This is a genomic window from Paraburkholderia sp. GAS348, assembly GCF_050434205.1.
Classification (GTDB): Bacteria; Pseudomonadota; Gammaproteobacteria; order Burkholderiales; family Burkholderiaceae; genus Paraburkholderia.
Genome location: NZ_JBNPVT010000005.1, coordinates 144,695 through 162,584 on the forward strand (window position 1 = coordinate 144,695; position 17,890 = coordinate 162,584).

General features: G+C 58.7%; 15 protein-coding genes and 1 pseudogene. 10 read left to right on the plus strand and 6 right to left on the minus strand.

Going from position 1 to position 17,890, the window contains the following annotated elements:
• Positions 1 to 36: 36 nt before the first annotated feature.
• On the minus strand, positions 37 to 864 hold the full coding sequence (locus P3T22_RS11090; RefSeq protein ID WP_429325101.1) for an ABC transporter permease: 828 nt from the start codon (positions 862 to 864) through the stop codon (positions 37 to 39).
• A 905-nt stretch (positions 865 to 1,769) separates the two neighbouring features.
• Between P3T22_RS11090 and P3T22_RS11095 the strand changes: the two genes are divergently transcribed.
• The 4 genes from P3T22_RS11095 (at position 1,770) to P3T22_RS11110 (ending at position 5,199) form a co-directional block, all read left to right on the plus strand.
• Positions 1,770 to 1,940, plus strand: coding sequence for a hypothetical protein (locus tag P3T22_RS11095; protein WP_429324974.1), 171 nt, complete (start codon positions 1,770 to 1,772; stop codon positions 1,938 to 1,940).
• A 126-nt stretch (positions 1,941 to 2,066) separates the two neighbouring features.
• On the plus strand, positions 2,067 to 3,416 hold the full coding sequence (locus P3T22_RS11100) for an IS4 family transposase (RefSeq protein WP_429324975.1): 1,350 nt from the start codon (positions 2,067 to 2,069) through the stop codon (positions 3,414 to 3,416).
• 109 nt (positions 3,417 to 3,525) lie between these two features.
• Positions 3,526 to 4,566 (plus strand): hypothetical protein, encoded by a 1,041-nt coding sequence (locus tag P3T22_RS11105; protein WP_429324976.1) that lies wholly within the window; start codon positions 3,526 to 3,528, stop codon positions 4,564 to 4,566.
• Positions 4,567 to 4,806: 240 nt separating this feature from the next.
• Positions 4,807 to 5,199 carry a GtrA family protein gene (locus P3T22_RS11110; RefSeq protein WP_429324977.1) on the plus strand — a complete coding sequence of 131 codons (393 nt, stop codon included), beginning with the start codon at positions 4,807 to 4,809 and terminating at the stop codon, positions 5,197 to 5,199.
• A gap of 64 nt (positions 5,200 to 5,263) precedes the next feature.
• Here P3T22_RS11110 and P3T22_RS11115 read toward each other — a convergent pair whose 3' ends face one another.
• From P3T22_RS11115 to P3T22_RS11125, 3 genes are read right to left on the minus strand one after another with little or no spacing between them, the layout of a single operon-like run.
• Positions 5,264 to 6,004, minus strand: a complete 741-nt coding sequence (locus tag P3T22_RS11115) for an SDR family oxidoreductase (protein ID WP_429324978.1) — start codon at positions 6,002 to 6,004, stop codon at positions 5,264 to 5,266.
• The gene (locus P3T22_RS11120) at positions 6,001 to 7,317 is read right to left on the minus strand and encodes an FAD-binding oxidoreductase (RefSeq protein WP_429324979.1); all 1,317 of its coding nucleotides are present in this window, start codon (positions 7,315 to 7,317) and stop codon (positions 6,001 to 6,003) included. Before P3T22_RS11120 ends, P3T22_RS11115 begins: the two co-directional genes overlap by 4 nt.
• Before the next feature lie 3 nt (positions 7,318 to 7,320).
• Positions 7,321 to 8,745 carry a UbiA family prenyltransferase gene (locus tag P3T22_RS11125; protein WP_429324980.1) on the minus strand — a complete coding sequence of 475 codons (1,425 nt, stop codon included), beginning with the start codon at positions 8,743 to 8,745 and terminating at the stop codon, positions 7,321 to 7,323.
• A 337-nt stretch (positions 8,746 to 9,082) separates the two neighbouring features.
• Between P3T22_RS11125 and P3T22_RS11130 the strand changes: the two genes are divergently transcribed.
• Genes P3T22_RS11130 through P3T22_RS11145 form a run of 4 tightly spaced genes read left to right on the plus strand, consistent with a single transcriptional unit; the run spans position 9,083 to position 13,811 of the window.
• Positions 9,083 to 9,928 (plus strand): glycosyltransferase family 2 protein, encoded by an 846-nt coding sequence (locus tag P3T22_RS11130; protein ID WP_429324981.1) that lies wholly within the window; start codon positions 9,083 to 9,085, stop codon positions 9,926 to 9,928.
• Entirely contained in the window at positions 9,925 to 10,881 is a 957-nt protein-coding gene (locus tag P3T22_RS11135; RefSeq protein ID WP_429324982.1) for a UDP-glucose 4-epimerase family protein, read from the plus strand. The genes P3T22_RS11130 and P3T22_RS11135 overlap by 4 nt, the downstream gene beginning before the upstream one ends.
• An 8-nt stretch (positions 10,882 to 10,889) precedes the next feature.
• The gene (locus tag P3T22_RS11140) at positions 10,890 to 11,912 is read left to right on the plus strand and encodes an MraY family glycosyltransferase (RefSeq protein ID WP_429324983.1); all 1,023 of its coding nucleotides are present in this window, start codon (positions 10,890 to 10,892) and stop codon (positions 11,910 to 11,912) included.
• Positions 11,913 to 11,924: 12 nt separating this feature from the next.
• On the plus strand, positions 11,925 to 13,811 hold the full coding sequence (locus P3T22_RS11145) for a polysaccharide biosynthesis protein (protein ID WP_429324984.1): 1,887 nt from the start codon (positions 11,925 to 11,927) through the stop codon (positions 13,809 to 13,811).
• Between the two features lie 68 nt (positions 13,812 to 13,879).
• Here the strand turns inward: P3T22_RS11145 and P3T22_RS11150 are convergent, their stop codons facing one another.
• Positions 13,880 to 14,980 carry an MraY family glycosyltransferase gene (locus P3T22_RS11150; protein ID WP_429324985.1) on the minus strand — a complete coding sequence of 367 codons (1,101 nt, stop codon included), beginning with the start codon at positions 14,978 to 14,980 and terminating at the stop codon, positions 13,880 to 13,882.
• An 89-nt stretch (positions 14,981 to 15,069) separates the two neighbouring features.
• On the opposite strand from P3T22_RS11150, the pseudogene P3T22_RS11155 reads away from it, so the two are divergent.
• Positions 15,070 to 15,370 (plus strand): annotated as a pseudogene (locus P3T22_RS11155) (IS110 family transposase); the annotation flags it as partial.
• A gap of 100 nt (positions 15,371 to 15,470) precedes the next feature.
• On the opposite strand, the gene P3T22_RS11160 reads toward P3T22_RS11155, so the two are convergent.
• The gene (locus P3T22_RS11160) at positions 15,471 to 15,743 is read right to left on the minus strand and encodes a hypothetical protein (protein WP_429324986.1); all 273 of its coding nucleotides are present in this window, start codon (positions 15,741 to 15,743) and stop codon (positions 15,471 to 15,473) included.
• A gap of 828 nt (positions 15,744 to 16,571) precedes the next feature.
• Here P3T22_RS11160 and P3T22_RS11165 point away from each other — a divergent pair.
• Positions 16,572 to 17,708, plus strand: coding sequence for a DegT/DnrJ/EryC1/StrS family aminotransferase (locus P3T22_RS11165; protein WP_429324987.1), 1,137 nt, complete (start codon positions 16,572 to 16,574; stop codon positions 17,706 to 17,708).
• The last annotated feature ends 182 nt before the right edge of the window (positions 17,709 to 17,890 follow it).

Below are 17,890 nucleotides of genomic sequence, written 5' to 3' on the forward strand. Positions count from 1 at the left end.
TTGCCGCTGTTCGGACAATGGCAGATGGCAACTTATTTACAGTACATCGGCGAAGCCTTTGCGGGTTCGCTGGAACCACCAGAAGCCGAACCACGCGAGGAACAGCGCGCCGGCCATGCAAATCAGCCAGTTTGTCCAGTCGGGCGTATGGCCGAAGATCAGCGTGTTGCGTCCTTCCTCGATGATGAACGTGAGCGGGTTCAGCTTGATCCACCCTTGATAGCGCTCAGGCAGGTTCGACACTGGATAAAAGACCGGGGACAGGAACATCAGCACGGACGTGATGATGCCGGTGATCTGCGAAATATCCCTGACGTATACGCCAAACGCTGACAAAAACCAGGCGAGTCCCAGTGACCCGAGTATCAACGGCAGCAGAATCAATGGGAACAGGATGGCGGTCCACGGCAAGGTGTGAAGCAAGATCACCTCGGCGATCACAAGCACAAGCAGGCTGATCGCGCTGTGGAACAGCGCGGAACCCAGCGCGACAATTGGTAGAATCTCCAGCGGGAAAATGACTTTCTTGACGTAATTCACGTTGGCAAGAATGAGCGTTGGCGCTCGGTTGATGCTCTCCGCCAGCAGGCTGTGGAGAATCAGGCCGACGAACAGCACGACGGCGAAGGTGGCCTTGTTGTCGTTGAGGCCGCCCCAACGGGATTTGAAGATGACCGAAAAAAAGAAGGTGTAGACCATCAGCATCAGCACGGGATTGAAGAATGACCACGCGAGGCCCATTGCCGATCCGCGATACCTTCCGATGACCTCCCGTTGGGTCATTTGCAGGATCAGGCCACGATTGCGCCAGATACTGCTAAGGATCGCCGCGAAGGACGCTGGATGTTTCGAGTGTGGATTCATCAAATGTATATCGTTGGGTTTAGCCCAGCGGGGCAACAGCGCCGTCTCATGCTCCTGTCGCGCAGGAGGCGGCGCGCGTCGTGACTGAGGCGCGCTGCAGCGTTGTGGCATCGGGAAAACGGCTTGCGCAAACGAACGCTTTTTGCGCGGTCGCCCTCAATCCATTGCGCCAGTTGCCGGCCGCTGGTTCGTCCGGTCTGTCGAGGAGTCGGAGAGCCTATGCGACCGCAGGGGGTACATTTTAATGCAAATTGCGGGCCAAGCTCCCGCAATTGTTGCCGGGTCTTCTCATCTGTGCAATGCGCCGTTGCCAGTTCTCCCAGCAACAGCGCTGTACCTCGATGTGCTGTTAGCGCAAAGAAATCAATAGTTGGACTGTCATCTTCGCCTGCACCGGCCGGTTGGGCAAGAATGATCAACATTTGATACTTTGGTTACATATTTGCCGAGCATCATGCACCGTTGGCTCCGTTTTGACTCCGATTCGTTCGCCTGTGAGCACCGTTCCCGGAACTAGCCTGTCAACTTTCTTACATCTGAGGAAATCCGGCACAATATGGTTCTGTTAGCGACTGCGAGAACACACTAGGAGCCTGTCGGACTTGAACAACCGACGCGCGCTACAGGGCGGTCAAACGACTTAGAACGGAAGCGACAACCGTTTGACTGGTCTGTAGCTCACGAAATATGCGCAAAACTTAGGCAATTGCGTGATGGGCGCGGAAAGTCCGACAGGCTCCTAGACAAGTCTGGCGCCAAGTGTCGCCACGATGGCCGTAAGTACGTATCTGTTGCCGTGCAGCGAGGAGAAGGGCGAAGTCGCCGCCGCCTCCTTTGCGCGCACGATCCCGATCCATTCTTGTAAATCTTGCAGGGCAGTCATTGAACCCAGTCTGGAGCCTTGAATGAGGAAGCGTTTGCTGCTGCTATTGACGGCGAATTGGCTGTTTTACGGTTTTGGAGCGGCGTTGGTTGCTCTCGGTTCGCTGAATCTGTTTAACGGCCTGGCAGACAACATGGATTTCAACCGAAGCACTAGTTTCCTGTTCTCGCGGGCGGCAGGGTTCAGCGCATGAAAAGGTTATACACAACGTCGCTGTCGCGCCACGACAGCGAGAAAGCTCGTTTACTTTCAATGACATAGAGCAGCGCTTGTAAACTGTCGACATTTCGCGTTTACTCTCCGCTTTTGAGCGGACGCCTTGGTCACCGAATCGACGCCCTGGACGCAAACGGAATTCGAGCAACTGGACCTGGGTGACGCGCGCCTGAACAAGCGAGCGAGGCTTTTGATGGAAAGAATGGCGGCCGAGCCGACGGCCAGTGTGCCTCAGGCATGCCACGGTTGGGGCGAAACGATAGCGGCGTACCGCTTCTTCGATAACGAGAAGGTCCAGTGGCATGCGATTCTGGAGCCGCATTGGCTGCAGACGCAAAAACGGATGCAAACGCATCAGGTTGTGCTCTGTCTTCAAGACACCACCGAGCTTGATTTCAACGGTCAGGAGACAATCGGACTGGGGCCGTTGACCTACGAGGCGCAGCGCGGGATGTTTGTTCACCCGACCTATGCGGTGACGCCGCAGCGCGAGCCGTTGGGTATTCTGGACGCGTGGATGTGGGCCCGCGAGAAGAAGGACGAATCCGGCCAGCGTGGCGGCCCCAAGGAAAGTTTGCGTTGGATCGAGGGCTACGAGCGCATCGCCGAGATGGCGCCGGACATGCCATCGACCCGCCTGGTGTATGTGGCCGACCGCGAAGCGGATCTGATGGCGTTGATGGAGTGCGCCGATGCGTTGGGCAACCCGGCCGACTGGCTGGTACGTGCCGCGCATAATCGCTGCCTGCCTGAAGGCGATAAGTTGTGGGAGCGCGCCACGCACGGCGAAGCGGTGGGCGAAATCGCCTTCACGATGGCCGCGCGCCAAGGCGTGAAAGCGCGCACGGTGCGCCAGCGCCTGTGGCTGCAGCGCGTGGAGTTGCCCGCGAGCAAGGGCAAAAGCATCGCTGCAACGTGCCTGGTCGCGCGCGAGTTTGACGCGCCTGCCGGCGTCAAGCCGATCGAATGGCGCTTGCTGACTAACCGTGCGGCTACCACGCTGGATGAAGCGATCGAATTGATCGAGTGGTATCGGGCGAGATGGGAAATCGAGATCCTGTTCAACGTTCTGAAGAACGGCTGTCAGGTCGAAGAGTTGCAGTTGGGCACGATTGAACGACTCGAGCGTGCGTCGGCGCTGTTTCTTGTGGTGGCTTGGCGTGTGACCTATCTGATGCGGCTGGGCCGGATCTGTCCTGATTTGGACGCGCATCTGTTCTTCGATCCCGATGAAATTCGGGCCGCCCACTTGCTCACGAAAACGCGTATGCCTGTACAACCCAAGCTCAACGAGGTGTTGCGCTTGGTCGCACGCCTCGGCGGTTTCCTCGCTCGCAAGGGCGATGGCGAACCCGGCGCGGAGACAATCTGGAAGGGGCTCACAAAAGTTCATATCGCCGCGGAAACCATGCGCTTATTGCGCGATGACGGTGATGCCGACATTTCTGTATAACGGCATGGGTTCAGCGGCATGTTTCCCCCTGCGGGTTCGGACGAGGCGCGCCGGCCTTTTTCTTGCGTACTGGTACGACAAATGGGTGATTCGGACGGAAATCGGAGGCATGCACGATTTAGTTACGCTGTCGTCCTACAAACTGTACTTGCTTGTTCAGACGCTAATCGTCCGCCTTGCGACGGGAAATTCTGTTACCTATTCCATGATCGTCGGATCACTGGTTTCCCGCGTTATTTACCTTGGCGCGTTCTTTGCGTTGTTCGCGCAAGCACGGCGGTGCGAGCCGATTGGCGCAACGTGGATCTTCGCGCTCCTCGCGGGGATGGTGATGATTTCGGCACAGTTCTCCGCCTACTTCAACACGTTCTTTGAGGACCAACTGGTCATTATCCTGCTGCCCCTCGTTGCACTCCTGCTTTACCGATACACCCAGCACCCATCGTTCTGTCTGGTGGTGGCTGCGCTGTCCATCACAACTTTCCTTGGTGCGGCGAAGCCGGCCTTCTTTTTACTGCCCGTGCTAATCGCACCGTTGGTATTACCATGGCGTGGCCGGGCGCTCGTCAGGTCGGCGAGTTTGCTCTTTGTCTGTGCGGCAGTGGCGCTGCTACCGGTTGTTTTCGGCAGTTACGAGCGCGAAAACCAGTATCACGCGGTTTACGTTGGTGCTCTTGCGGTTCTGACTCCCGAGGAAACAGCCAAGATCGATCACATCGGCGAGAAGCCGGTTCAGCGTGACTGCATCGGCATTGTTGCATTTGCGCCCGCGGGCCCATCTTGCATGGACCGGGCGAAGGCAACGTATCCGGATGTCCTACGGCTAATTGGGATGAAGCCCGCTATCGCGTGGCGCCTGGCGACCAGTGTATTCAGCGAGGGCCATGAGATTCGGATCGTATATCTGGGAACTGGTATGACGAACGCTCCTGATTTTTCGTCGTTGCCAGTTTTGAATGTCTGGCGAGCTCTCTATACGCACCATGCAAACGTTTGGATACTCGCCTCGCTGGTGGCCGCACTGGCCGCAGTCTGGAGATACCGTCGCCAGGATTCGGGGGGGGCAGCTCGGACTTTTGAAGGTGTCCGCATTTTTGTCGATGTCCGGTTTCACGGTTTGCGGGCTGTTTCTTGGCGACGGCCTCGCTGACGGAACGCGGCACGTGATCGCAGGCAACTTTGCGCTTTCGCTGGCGGCTGTGTTTTTTTTCCCAGGGGTGATCTCACTCGCCGTATGGCGTTATCGCGTTCGGGCTCGACTCCATGCGGGCGAATCCAGCGTCTCCGCGCAATTCGAATAAAATGCGCGCTTGCGCCTGCGTCGGGATTCACTGGCGCTTGGTGGATTGATCGTGCTGTTTGTACCTTATTGTCCGCGGAGTCTGTATTTGTGAACTTAGCCATGCTGTATTCGTTTTTCGCCGCGCTGGCTACGCTTGCCAACATTGCTGCCCAGGATGCCACGAGGCGTTTGTACGCAGGACCTTTTGAATTGCTTGCCTCAGTGATTATCGGAACCGGGGTTGGCCTTGTCGTTAAATATCTGCTGGATAAGCGCTGGATCTTTCGCTTCAAGGCCGCCAATGTGCGCCACGATGCCAGCACGTTTGCCCTCTATGTGGCGATGGGGCTTGTCACCACGGCGATTTTCTTGATTTTCGAGTTCGGTTTCAATCACGCCTTCGAAACAACGAGGGCTCGCTATGCCGGTGCCGCCATCGGTCTCGCCATAGGCTATGTCATAAAATATCGGCTCGACAAACGCTTTGTGTTTCGCGCCTGACGGGCGGTTGTGCGCTTATTTGTTTCGCGCAGGCCGGTGGGTCTGCGCGTCCCATATGCCCGATCTATAGCGAAACCCGTTTGAACAGGAAGCCTGGAATGGCCTTGATGATGCCCATGATCCCGAGCCAGAACCACGGGGTGTAGATCACATTGCGCCTCTTTTCCACGGAACGCACAATGTCGGCCGCGACTCGGTCTGCTGTGGCGACCAGCGGTTTTGGCAACGGCAGCCCCGCAGTCATCGGCGTCGCGACGAAACCGGGCTTGATCGTCAACACATGAACGCCGGCCTTGAAGAGGCGCGCATTCAATCCTTCGCAGAACGTGGATAGTGCTGCCTTCGCGCTGCTATAAAGGTAGTTCGAAGGCCGCCCGCGATCGCCGGCAACCGACGAAATCACGGCGAGCGCGCCGCGCTTTTGCGCCTCGAGCAGATTGGCGATCGGTGTCAGCAATGCGATGACTGAAACGGCGTTCGTGTTGAATTCACGCACGGCAACACTGGGATCGGCCTGACAGGCACCCTGGTCGGGTAGCGTTCCAGGCGCGACCAGTACAATATCGAGCGCGCCGAGTTCATTTGCGCACCGCTCGAGCATGCCTGTGTGCAGCTCCAGGCTGTCGATGTCCAACTGATGGCAGGCGGCTAGCTGCGCGCCGCGCGCGGTCAGATCGTTGGCCACCTGTTTGAGGCGTTCGCCGTTGCGCGCCACCAGGAAAAAGCGCGCTCCTTGCGTGGCCCATTGGCGTGCGCATGCAATAGCAATGGCCGACGTGGCGCCGACAATGAGGATGTTTTTCATGTTCGAGTTGTCCGTTCCCAGAAACGAGAGAGCAGCGCGGGGTCGCGCAGCGCTTCGAGTTGCTTCCATTGAGGATAGGCGGCCCGAAAGTCGGCGCCAGGCATATGCGCGTCCTTGGCCGGATAGATGCGCCCGCTAGCTTCACGCACGATGGCATCGAGTTCGGCGAAAAGCCGCGCATTGAGCGCGTCGCGCTGCGGAAAGTCGAGAGCGAGCGACGTACCCTCGAGCGGAAACGATAGCAGCCCTGGCGAGCGCAAGTCGCCGCAGCGCTTCAGCACGGCGAGAAACGAGCCGGTGCCACTTCTGCCGATCGCGTCAAGGATTGCCCGGGTCGCATCCAGTGCAACCCCCGGCGGCACCACGCATTGATATTGCTGAAAGCCCTTGCGGCCGTAGATGCGGTTCCATTCCAACACGCTATCGAGGGGGTAAAAGTAGCTGTCGTAACTCACCGTCGCACGCACTTCGCTGCGTTGTTGCCGCTGATAGTAAAACTCGTTGAATGCGCGCAAGGTCACCGGATTGAACACGGGAATCGGCAACGTGAACGGGACGGTGTGCTTTTTGCGCCGCACGACTTCGAGCGGACCGTCTGTCGCGTGATCGCCAACCATGAAGATGCCGCGCCCCAGCCCCGTGCCACGGCTCTGGCAGTCCACCCATGCGACGCTGTACTCGTGCAGTGCATCGAGCCGCTCTGACAGCACAAAGAATTCGTCAAGGTTGGAGAATCGGATGCTGGTCGTTTCGATCATGCTTGAGCGGATCGGCATCAACTGGATTTCCGCCCATAGGATGACCCCCGCGAGGCCCAGCCCACCGATCGTGGCGGCGAAAAAGTCGGCACGCTCGTCGGGCGCGCATTCGAATTGTGTACCGTCGCTACGTGCAAGTGCGAAGCGGCGGACGTGCCGACCAAAGGTGCCGCGCACATGATGGTTCTTGCCGTGCACGTCGTTGGCGATGGCACCGCCCAACGTTGCATATTTGGTGCCAGGCGTCACGGGCAGCATCCAGCCGCGCGGAATTGCAACGTTGAGAATCTGTTCGAGTGTAATGCCAGGTTCAGCGCGTAGCACGCCACTCTGCCAGTCGGCAACGATCAGGCGGTCGAGCGGTAATGTCTGCAGGACGTGGCCCGACGCAGCGAGGCAACTGTCGCCATAGCTGCGACCATTGCCGAAGGGTAGGGTCGTCTCGTGCAGGCGCCTTGCGTCGAGCCATGTGGCCTGTGCGGTATCGCGCCACGCAACGCCATGCACTTCTTGCGGGAAATTGGGGTAGCGTCCCCAGGATAGCACGGTGTTCATCGATTAGATGGCTGCCCAAAACACCATGCCGCACAGAGCGACGACAGCGAGGCTGACGCGATCGCGCGCGGCGAATACGATCGGATCGTCGTGCATCAGGCCGCGATGCGCAATGATCCAGGTCCGGCTGACCCAGTAAAGTAGTAATGGACAGGCGAGCCAGATGACTTGTGGATGGCGGTATAGACTGGCTGTTTTCGCGTCCTGAATGTAAAGCGCCAGCACGAGCACCGCCAGATAGCCCGACGAGGTGCCGAGCGAAGAAATCAGTGGCAGGTCGCTTGCAATGTAGCCGCGTCCGCGCGTCTTCATGAGGCCGCGCGCCATCATCGAATGTAGTTCGGCATAGCGTTTGACGAGAGCGAGGCTCAGGAAAATGAACATTGAGAAGGCGAGCAGCCAGAAGGTCAGATGCGCGCCGATTGCCACCGTACCGGCCACAATCCGGATCGTGTAGAGCATCGCAAGGACAACCACATCGACCATCACCTGGCGTTTCAGGAACATCGAGTACGCAAGGGTGAGCGCATAGTATCCGAGCAGCACTGCCGAAAAGCGCCAAGGCAGAAAAGGCCACGCGAGACCGAATGCGCTGACCAGCAGGACAGGGAAGAGGATCAGCCCCCACGTGATCGGCAGCGCACCTGAGGCGAGCGGGCGTTTGCGTTTGACGGGGTGGTGACGGTCGTCTTCCAGATCGAGCAGGTCGTTCAGGAGATAGACACTCGAAGCGCACAGGCCGAACGTGACAAACGCCAGCAAGGCTGCAGCGGCAAGTTCCGTGGACGACAGCTTGTGCCATGCCAACAATGACACGAAGATCAGAAGATTCTTTAGCCATTGATGCAAGCGTAGCGATTTGCTCAGTGTCTTTGCGAGGGGCGGACGCGACTCGATGACGCGCTCGACATTGCCGAGCTTGCGCGCGGCGCGCTCGACGCCACTGGACGGGTTAACTACATAAGCGCGTTTGGCAGATTGCCAGACCGCGATGTCGTCATGCGAGTTGCCGGCGTAGTCGAAGCCCTTTTCGCCGTACTGGGCGACCAGCATATCGCGCTTGTTGTGCGCGGACAAGTTGATGCTGCCGTTGGTGGCGAACGTCATGTCGAACAGACCAAGGTGAGCGGAGATTGCCTGCGCGTAGCGCTCGTGGCTCGCGGTGGCCAGCACCAGCGAGCGCCCGGCGTCGCGCTCGGCCTTCAGCCATTGGAGCACGGTAGCGTCGTAGGGCAGAACGGTGACGTCCACGTTCGTCGCGTCGGCGAGGTGTGCTTTCAATCCGGGCTTGCCGTCGCGGGTGAGCCACAGTAGCGGATTGTAGAAGCGGTGTGGGGCCGCCTTCAGATAGGCAAATCCCGACTCGATCAGGATGTCTGAGCGAATCAGTGTGCCATCGAGATCGACGACCAGTGGTCTGCTGCGCATTCAGTCTGCCCGGTGGGCGGTAGTCACGTTGATGAGCGGCGGGCTACCATGGACAACGCCGCGCTGCCGCAATTGTTCCGTCCGGTACGGCACGCTTGAAGTTTGGCGACGCCACTTTACTATTCCGCGATATTGCGCACAACCTTACGCGGGCAAGTGCTTGGTGCTGAGGCAGAACCTTCGGCGTAGGGGGCAAAATAAATGGGGCTTGATGCACTCGTATCGGGCCGTAACAAAAGGAAAGGCCGGTTGCCAAACTCCGCAAATTTGAGCAAACTGCGGGTTTGTTGCGGCTACACAACGAAGTGCCGTCTATAAGGCACGCAGTTCTCTACACATGAAAGCTACATGCGCGCCGCATCCCGAATCCGAGGGATTGTCCGTGTCGGTGGTGGTTTACCGCCCGGACATCGAACAATTGATTTCCACGCTCGCCAGTCTTGGCACCGCGTGCGATGCACTACATACTAGTCGGCCCGGCCTGCCGGTGGTGCTGTATCTGGTGGATAACGGCGGCCTGCCTGACATCCAAGCGACGATGGCCGGACTCCGGGCGCACAATGTATTCTGTACGATAATTGCTGGACATGGCAACGTGGGTTACGGCCGTGGCCACAACCTGGCGATCGAGCGCAGCACCAGCCACTATCACCTTGTGCTGAATCCCGACATCGATCTTGAGCGCGACGCGCTTCGCGAAGCCCTCGATTTTTTCGATGCGCATGCCGAAGCGGGTCTGCTTACACCGTGGATCGGTGACGAACATGGTCATCAGCAGTTCCTGTGCCGGCGTTATCCGACGCTGCTCGATCTGTTTGTGCGTGGCTTTTTGTCCGAGAAGTTGCGTCGGCTGTTCAGGCGCCGCCTGAGGCACTATGAGATGCGCGACCAGATCAACGCGTGCGACACTGTGTGGGATCCACCCATCGTCAGCGGCTGTTTCATGTTGTTTCGCACGTCCGTATTGAAACAGCTGGCGGGTTTCGACGCTCGCTATTTCCTTTACTTCGAGGACTACGATTTGAGCCTTCGCGCGCATGACGTAACCCGTGTCGTCTACACACCCGCGGTGCGCGTGCTGCATCACGGCGGCGGCGCGGCGCGAAAAGGCTCGACGCATGTACGCATGTTCATGTCGTCAGCATACAAATTCTTTAACCGGTTCGGCTGGAAGTGGCTATGAGCCACGTGCTCGTCACCGGCGCCAATGGATTTGTCGGCCGCGCGCTGTGCCGCGCGTTGCGCGACGCTGGTCACACCGTCACCGGCCTTGTGCGGCGTGCGGACCAGCTCGAAAACGGCGTGAACGAATGGGTCGACGCCAGCGCGGATTTCGCCTGCATCGCCGCGGGATGGGCGGCCGTGTTGCAAGTGGACTGCGTGGTGCACTTGGCAGCGCGCGTGCATGTGATGCACGAAGATGCTGCCGATCCGGACGCGGCGTTTCGCGCGACCAATGTCGACGGTGCTTTGCGCGTCGCACAGGCCGCATGGCGTCACGGTGTGCGGCGCCTTGTCTTTGTCAGCAGCGTCAAGGCGCTGGCCGAAGGCGATTCGGGTCGCCCACTGCGCGAAGACGATCCGCCGACGCCGCGGGACGCCTACGGTCGCTCGAAGCTCGCCGCCGAGCAGGCGCTGGTGCGCTACGGTCAAGAGACGGGACTGGAAGTCGTGATCGTGCGGCCGCCGCTGGTGTACGGGCCGCAGGTGGGCGCCAATTTCCTGCGTCTGATGGACGGTGTATGGAAGGGGGTGCCTTTGCCGCTGGCTTCGATCGATGCGCGGCGCAGCCTCGTCTACGTTGAGAACCTCGCTGACGCGCTGATGCATTGTGCGATGGATCCGCGCGCGGCGCACCAATGCTTTCATGTCGCGGACGGCGAGGCGCCGACGGTCGCCGAACTGGCGCGCTCGCTCGGCCAGCATCTGCACAAGCCTGCGCGGTTACTGCGGGTGCCGCCCGGCTGGTTGCGCCTCGCGGGCCGTCTGGCAGGCCGCTCGGCGCACGTAGACCGACTGGTCGGCGCGTTGCAGCTCGACACCGCGCGAATTCGCACGGTGCTCGACTGGCAGCCGCCGTATTCTACCGACGAAGGGCTGGCAGCGACCGCTCGTTGGTATCGATCCACGCACTGAGGGTGCGCATGTTGACCTATGTTTCGCCGCTCCCGACCTGGATCACCGTGACGTTGATCGCGCTTGGGGCAGCCTGTGCATGCGCTGCCATTCTAGGGGCGTTGCTTAAGACTGGCCTTGCGTGGCAACTTGGCACTGATATCCCGAACGACCGTTCGCTGCACGTGCGTCCGACACCGCGCGTTGGCGGCTGGGGCATCGCGCCTGTGGCTGTGGCGGGGACACTGCTGCTGGCGCCTGGCCTCTGGTATGCGGCACTCGGCACGGCCTTTCTGGCGACGATCTCGCAAATCGACGACCGTCGCGGGCTGCCGGCGCGCGTCAGGTTTGCGGCGCATCTGACTGCCGTCGTCGGCCTCGTCGTGCTGTTTCCTGCTGATGCGCCGTGGTGGATCCTGGCAGTTCTTGCCTTTTTGATGATTTGGCTGGTCAATCTTTACAATTTTATGGATGGCGCAGACGGCTTGGCGGGCGGCATGGCGCTGTTCGGCTTCGCCGGTTATGCCGTGGGGGCATTGCTGAGCCCTCGTCCTCTGCCGGAATTGGCGTGGTCGGCGGCGGTCATTTGCGGTGCGGCACTGGGTTTCTTGTTGTTCAATTTCCATCCTGCGCGCATTTTTCTTGGTGACGCCGGTTCGATCTCATTGGGTTTTCTAGCCGGCGCGCTCGGCTATTGGGGCTGGTGCGCTGACGTCTGGCCGGTGTGGTTTCCGATTTTGGTGTTCGCGCCATTCATCGGCGACGCGTCAATCACATTGGCGCGACGACTGCTTCGTGGCGAAAAATTTTGGCAACCTCACCGCGAGCATTACTATCAACGCATGGTGCGTTCCGGTATCGGGCACGCCCGGACAGCAGTGACATGGTATGTGCTAATGGTAGCTGGCATAATGCTTGCTGTTTGCCTGCTTGGCCGCGCCGCCATTTTTCAGTGGAGCATTCTCGCCATTTGGGCCGTCGTTCTCTGCATAGCAGGCGTTGTAGTCGATAGGCGCTGGCGTCGCTTTCAATCAACTCTGTCCGACAACTGAGGTATGACGCTGATGTTTAGAAACAAGGCCACGTGGCTCTCTGTCAGCGCTTTCCTTTTCGATTTGTGCGCGGTCGCCGCTTCGTGGCTCACGGCGTACATCATTCGCTTCAACGGCTCGGTTCCACACGATTTCCGGACCGGTGCGATGCACTCGCTCCTCTGGATATTGCCGACCTACGGTGTCATGTTCCGTATCTTCGGCTTGTATCGCGGCATGTGGGTCTTTGCGAGCTTGCCGGATCTCGTACGTATATCGAAAGCGGTCATTGCCGGCGCGCTCGTCGCCATGGTTGTTTCGGTGCTGGTCCAACCTATCCCGATCGTGCCGCGCTCGGTGCTGGTGGTGTCACCGCTATTTCTGTTTCTCGCGATGGGCGGCTCGCGCGCGCTGTACCGTGCGACCAAAGAGTTCTATCTGTATGGTGGGCTCGTTGGACAAGGCAAGCCGGTCGTCGTGCTCGGCGCCGGCAACGCGGGCGCGAGTCTCGCGCGTGAGCTGTCCCGTTCGAGCGAATGGCGTCTAGTCGGTTTGCTCGACGATGATGTTTCCAAGCACGGGCGCGAGATCTATGGCTACAAAGTGCTCGGTTCGATAAGCGAATTGCCACACTTGGCTGAGACGCTGAAGACCGAATACGCAATCATTGCTATTCCTTCTGCCACGGTGGATGTGCAGCGGCGTGTAGCGACGCTATGCGTTCGCGCCGGCGTACGGGCGCTTGTGTTGCCTGCGCTAACCGACGTCACGCAAGGCCAGGCGTTTCTGTCGCGCGTGCGACAGATCGACCTCGAAGATTTGCTGGGCCGTGATCCGATCAATATCGATACGCCTCATGTTGAAGCCCTGCTGCATGACAGGGTAGTGATGGTCACCGGTGCCGGCGGGTCTATCGGTTCCGAATTATGCCGCCAGATCTTGCGCTTCCAGCCGGCTCAACTCATTGCTTATGACTTGTCCGAATTCGCGATCTATCGGCTTACTGAAGAGTTGAGCGAGCGTTTTCCAGGCGTGTCGGTGATTCCGGTCATCGGCGATGCCAAGGACTCGCTGCTGCTCGATGAGGTGATGTCGCGTCACACGCCGCACATCGTATTTCATGCGGCCGCGTATAAACACGTCCCGCTAATGGAAGAGCAGAACGCATGGCAGGCCGTGCGTAATAACGTGCTCGGCACCTATCGAGTAGGTCGCGCCGCGATTCGTCACGATGTGAAGCATTTCGTGCTGATCTCCACCGACAAGGCAGTCAATCCGACTAACGTCATGGGTGCGAGCAAACGTTTGGCGGAAATGGCTTGTCAGGCTTTGCAGCAGACCAGCCCGCGTACCCAGTTCGAGACAGTGCGGTTCGGGAACGTACTCGGTAGCGCCGGCAGTGTCATTCCGAAGTTCCAGCAGCAGATTGCGAAGGGCGGTCCCGTCACGGTGACGCACCCCGAGATCACGCGCTTCTTCATGACCATCCCGGAAGCGTCGCAGCTCGTGCTGCAAGCGTCGAGCATGGGTCATGGCGGCGAGATCTTCATCCTCGACATGGGTGAGCCGGTGAAGATCGTCGACCTGGCGCGCGATTTGATCCGCTTGTACGGCTTTAGCGAGGAGCAGATTCGGATCGTCTTTACGGGGCTGCGGCCTGGCGAAAAGCTCTACGAAGAACTGCTGGCTTGCGACGAAACAACAACGCGTACGCCGCATCCCAAGCTGCGGACCGCACGTGCGCGCGAAGTGTCGAACGATCTATTGGACAAGTTGTTACCGTGGCTTATGCAGCACCGCGTGTTGAGCGACGACGAAGTCCGCCGTGACCTGCGCCGCTGGGTGCCGGAATATCAACCGGCCACCGCACCGGCGTTGCGTAGTGTCGGCAACGTTACACCGGTCACGCGGGCTTCCTAGAAACTCACTCGCGATGCGGGTTCTCGTTGCAGTCAGGTAATAAAAAAGGCGCCCAGGCGCCTTTTTTATTACATCTTCCCCTTCCTAACCACCATCCACCGCGGCGACTTAAACCGCACAATACTCACATATAGCCAAACATAAGTCGCCGCAAACACCACCACAAAACAGAACAAATGCAGCGTATGCCGCCAGAACAACGTCGCCGGCACAACCGCAATCAGACACAGCAACCAAAGATACGGCGACGTCAGCGAATTCCTCCGCGTCAACTCCCGCGCCGTCCTCGCCCCCACCGCCCATCGCATCAACCGCTTATAAACCAGCATATGCAGATGCACGCCATCGGGAATCCCCGGCGACATCCCGCGAATGAACTTCTTCCGGTAAATCGAGAAGCAGGTTTCGAAGATCGGATACATGAAAAGCAGCACCGGATACCACGCCGACACATCGCGATTGCGCATCACGAGCATGATCGACAACTCGGCAAGCATGAAGCCGATGAAATACGCGCCACCGTCGCCGAGAAAAATCAGCCCCGCCGGAAAATTCCAGATAAAGAAACCAAGCACCGCGCCCATCATCATGAACGATGCCGACAGCACGATCGGATCGTGCACCTGGAACGCCACGTAAGCGAGTGAAGCGAACATCATGAACGCGACCATCGACGCCAGGCCATTGAAGCCGTCGATGATATTGATCGCGTTGGCAAGCGCAGCGACCGCCAGCACAGTGACCGCGCAGGAGATCACCGCATACGAGAGCAGAAAGTCGAGCGGCGGCACGCTGATGCGCGTGACGGCGATATTCAGCAGGAAGTAGGCGAGGGCGGCTGCTGCCATCGTGCAGACGAGCCGCGCGAGCGGCGACACGCGCTTGGTCAGATCCTCGACCAATCCCGAGCCGAACGCCGGCACACCGCAAGCGATCAGCCCCAGAATGCCGCCAGACACGGCGGGATACGCATGATGCAACTGCACCGCGGACACGATCAGCCCGATCAGAATCCCAACACCGCCGATACGTGGCACCGGGCGCACATGGAATTTCTGCACGCCGGCCAGATCGGTATCGGTTGAGAATTTTTCATGCAGATGCGCATAGCGCACGATCAACAGCGTGATCAGCAGTGAAACGAGAAAGCCGAGCGCAAAACTAAGCATGAAAGTGGGCCTGAGCGAAGACGCCGAATTATACAAACGAAACGCGCGCCGTCCTGAAAAGTAGCGTTCGCGCCAAGCGTGTGGAAAATCCCGGATGGCGAAGTACTGGAGGAAGGGCGAATCTGCTTGGCATCAGCAGGCCTGGCGACAAGAACATCAGGCGCGTGATGGTTTTGTGCGCGCGAGCTTACATGCGACAGCTTGATAAGCGAACCGGCCGCCTCGCCGAGTAGGTTCGTTCAATGTTGACACGCCGGCATTCGAACGTCGTGGCATGAGCTAGCCAACAAGCTAGCGCGCGCGTCGTGGGCCATCACTGCCCGAAATGCGGTGTTCGACGCGGGGCAGGCTAGCTCTGTACCTGAACGAATTAAGGAACGGACCGTATGAAGCCGCCATACACCGGTATAGACATAGCTACAGATGCGATGGCATGCGCAGTGAAGGCGGCGTTAATGCGCTGTTGCTACATTACTTTGAACGGCCGTCGTCAACCGACGCTCTCTGCAGCGACTTGCTGGCTGCTTTGCCGGTATACAGCGACAGACAGGCCGATAAGCGGCACCGCAAATGCCAGGGCAGATGCTTCGACGCCGCTTACGATGCCCCGGGTCGCTATTGACAGTCCCATTGCTAAAGCAGGGCCACCCGCGACGGTGATCAGCAGATTAGCCCACCACAGCGGCCCGTCGCTCCCGGCTGCCGCCGCAATGATCGCGGCTACCGATGCCCCGTATACCAAAAAGCCCAGCAGTGCGTCCATTCTCGGCCTCCGTAAATCTCGCGGTTGTGGGGCAAGTCTATCTGAGAAGGGAAAATTCGAGGGGTGTTTGGTATCACGAAATGGGCCTGAACTGTGCGGAAGGCCCCATACGGCGAAAAAAGGGCTGCAATAGCCCATTCGAGCGGGCCGGGGACCGGCAAAGTAGTACCAAAAGCGCTGGTTGGCCCGATGTCCAATACGTGCGCCCGGCAATCGGTCACGCGCGGCGGCGCAGAAGATGTCTGGGCGTCGTCTGCGTTGATCGCTAATAGGCGTCAAAAACCAGTATGCCCATTACCGGCCACCGCCGGCATTTCGGAAATGGATACCGATTGCCAAAGATAAAACGGTCTTCGAACTTCCGCACCGTTGCATAAAATGCACACCGATTTATTGCCGGCGGCAGTTACCCCTCTTGTGTTGTTCAGCGCACGGATATCCCGGAGATCGAAACGTAATCTGCATGTAACGGCAAGGCAAAGGTGTTAGCGGCCTGGAGTGGCGCGAGGCACGCATCAGGCTTTGTCATCATTCGGCTCGGAATTCCGGAGCCAGCGCGGGACACAGAATTAATACTTTCTGCACCGAGTTGACTGGCCAAATCGGGCGCATGCCATTTTCAAGTGCGCGCTCGCGTCGAATCTTCAGACCAGAGGCAGAAGAAAAAACAACAAGAACATAAGTCCGTAAATACAAGGCGACACTCGAAGTCCAAATAGACGGGACGGCGGGGTGTTGAGGGCGAGCGACAAAAACAGTTGGTTTCTGTCCGCTCACGGAATTCTTCTTATCGTTAGTTTCGGCTGTTTGATAATAGGATATGAGCATATGAACCTCAGATATCCCGTCTATTCTCCTTACCTAAACGGTCGCGAGAAAGCTTTGGTGGTCGATTGTATCGATTCGACATGGATCTCGTCGAAGGGCAAATATGTAGGGCAGTTCGAGGATTCGTTTGGATCATGGCTGGGCGCGCAGCACGCGATTACCGTCAGCAATGGCACCGTCGCGCTGCACGTCGCGTTGGCCGCGTTGGGCATTGGCCCGGGCGATGAGGTGCTGGTTCCGACCTTGACCTACATTGCCTCCGCGAATGCAGTGAAGTACACCGGCGCGGATGTGGTGTTCGTCGATAGCGAGCGCGCTTACTGGCAAATCGACATTGAAGATGCCGAGCGCAAGATCACCAGCAGGACCAAAGCAATTGTCGTCGTGCATCTCTACGGTCAGGCTACTGACATGGATGCGGTGATGGCGCTGGCGAAAAAGCATTCGCTAAATGTGATCGAAGACTGTGCGGAGGCAATCGGAACACGATACGGCGACGCACACGTGGGCACGATTGGCGATGTCAGCTGCTTCAGCTTTTTCGGCAACAAGACGATTACGACCGGCGAAGGCGGCATGGTGGTAACCAACAACGCCGAGCTTGCCCGGAAAGTCAGGCATCTTAGAAGCCAGGGAGTGAGCAGCGAGCGGGAATACTGGCACGACGTAATCGGCTTCAACTACCGGATGACGAATTTGTGCGCGGCGATTGGATGCGCGCAGATGGAGTCTATCGACGATCTGATCGCCAAGAAGCAGCAAATTGCCGAATGGTATCGGCAGAGCCTGGTCGGGCTGCCAGTGCGTACGCACGATACCAATCCGCGTACGCAACACAGTTACTGGATGGTATCCATTCTCGTCGACGACGCCCGCGAGCGCGACGCGCTTCGCGCCGCGCTCCAGCTCGACGGTATCGAAACCCGTCCGCTGTTTTATCCGGTCCATCAGATGGAGATGTATGCGGCGCCGGGCCAAAATTTCCCGGTTGCAGACGATATCTCGCGCCGAGGCATCAACCTGCCGAGCTACCCGGCTCTGATGCGCGACGACATCACGTTCATCTGCGAGCGCATGCGTGACTTCTTCGCCCGACAGGAGACAAAAATGGAGCCTTTGCTGGAGACGAAAAACTGAAGACGCCATCGCGGGCACCCGGTTTTTGTTACGGCGACGAAGCGCTTTGACGGTCAAGTGAAGCGCCGTTCCACTGTTGTTGTAAGGCTCGATCAGGTTTCGTATTCATCAGGCTGTCAAGGCAGTTGCATCAAGTATTCATTGTTATTCGCTGTACTAATGTTTTGTTGATTGCGGTTTGG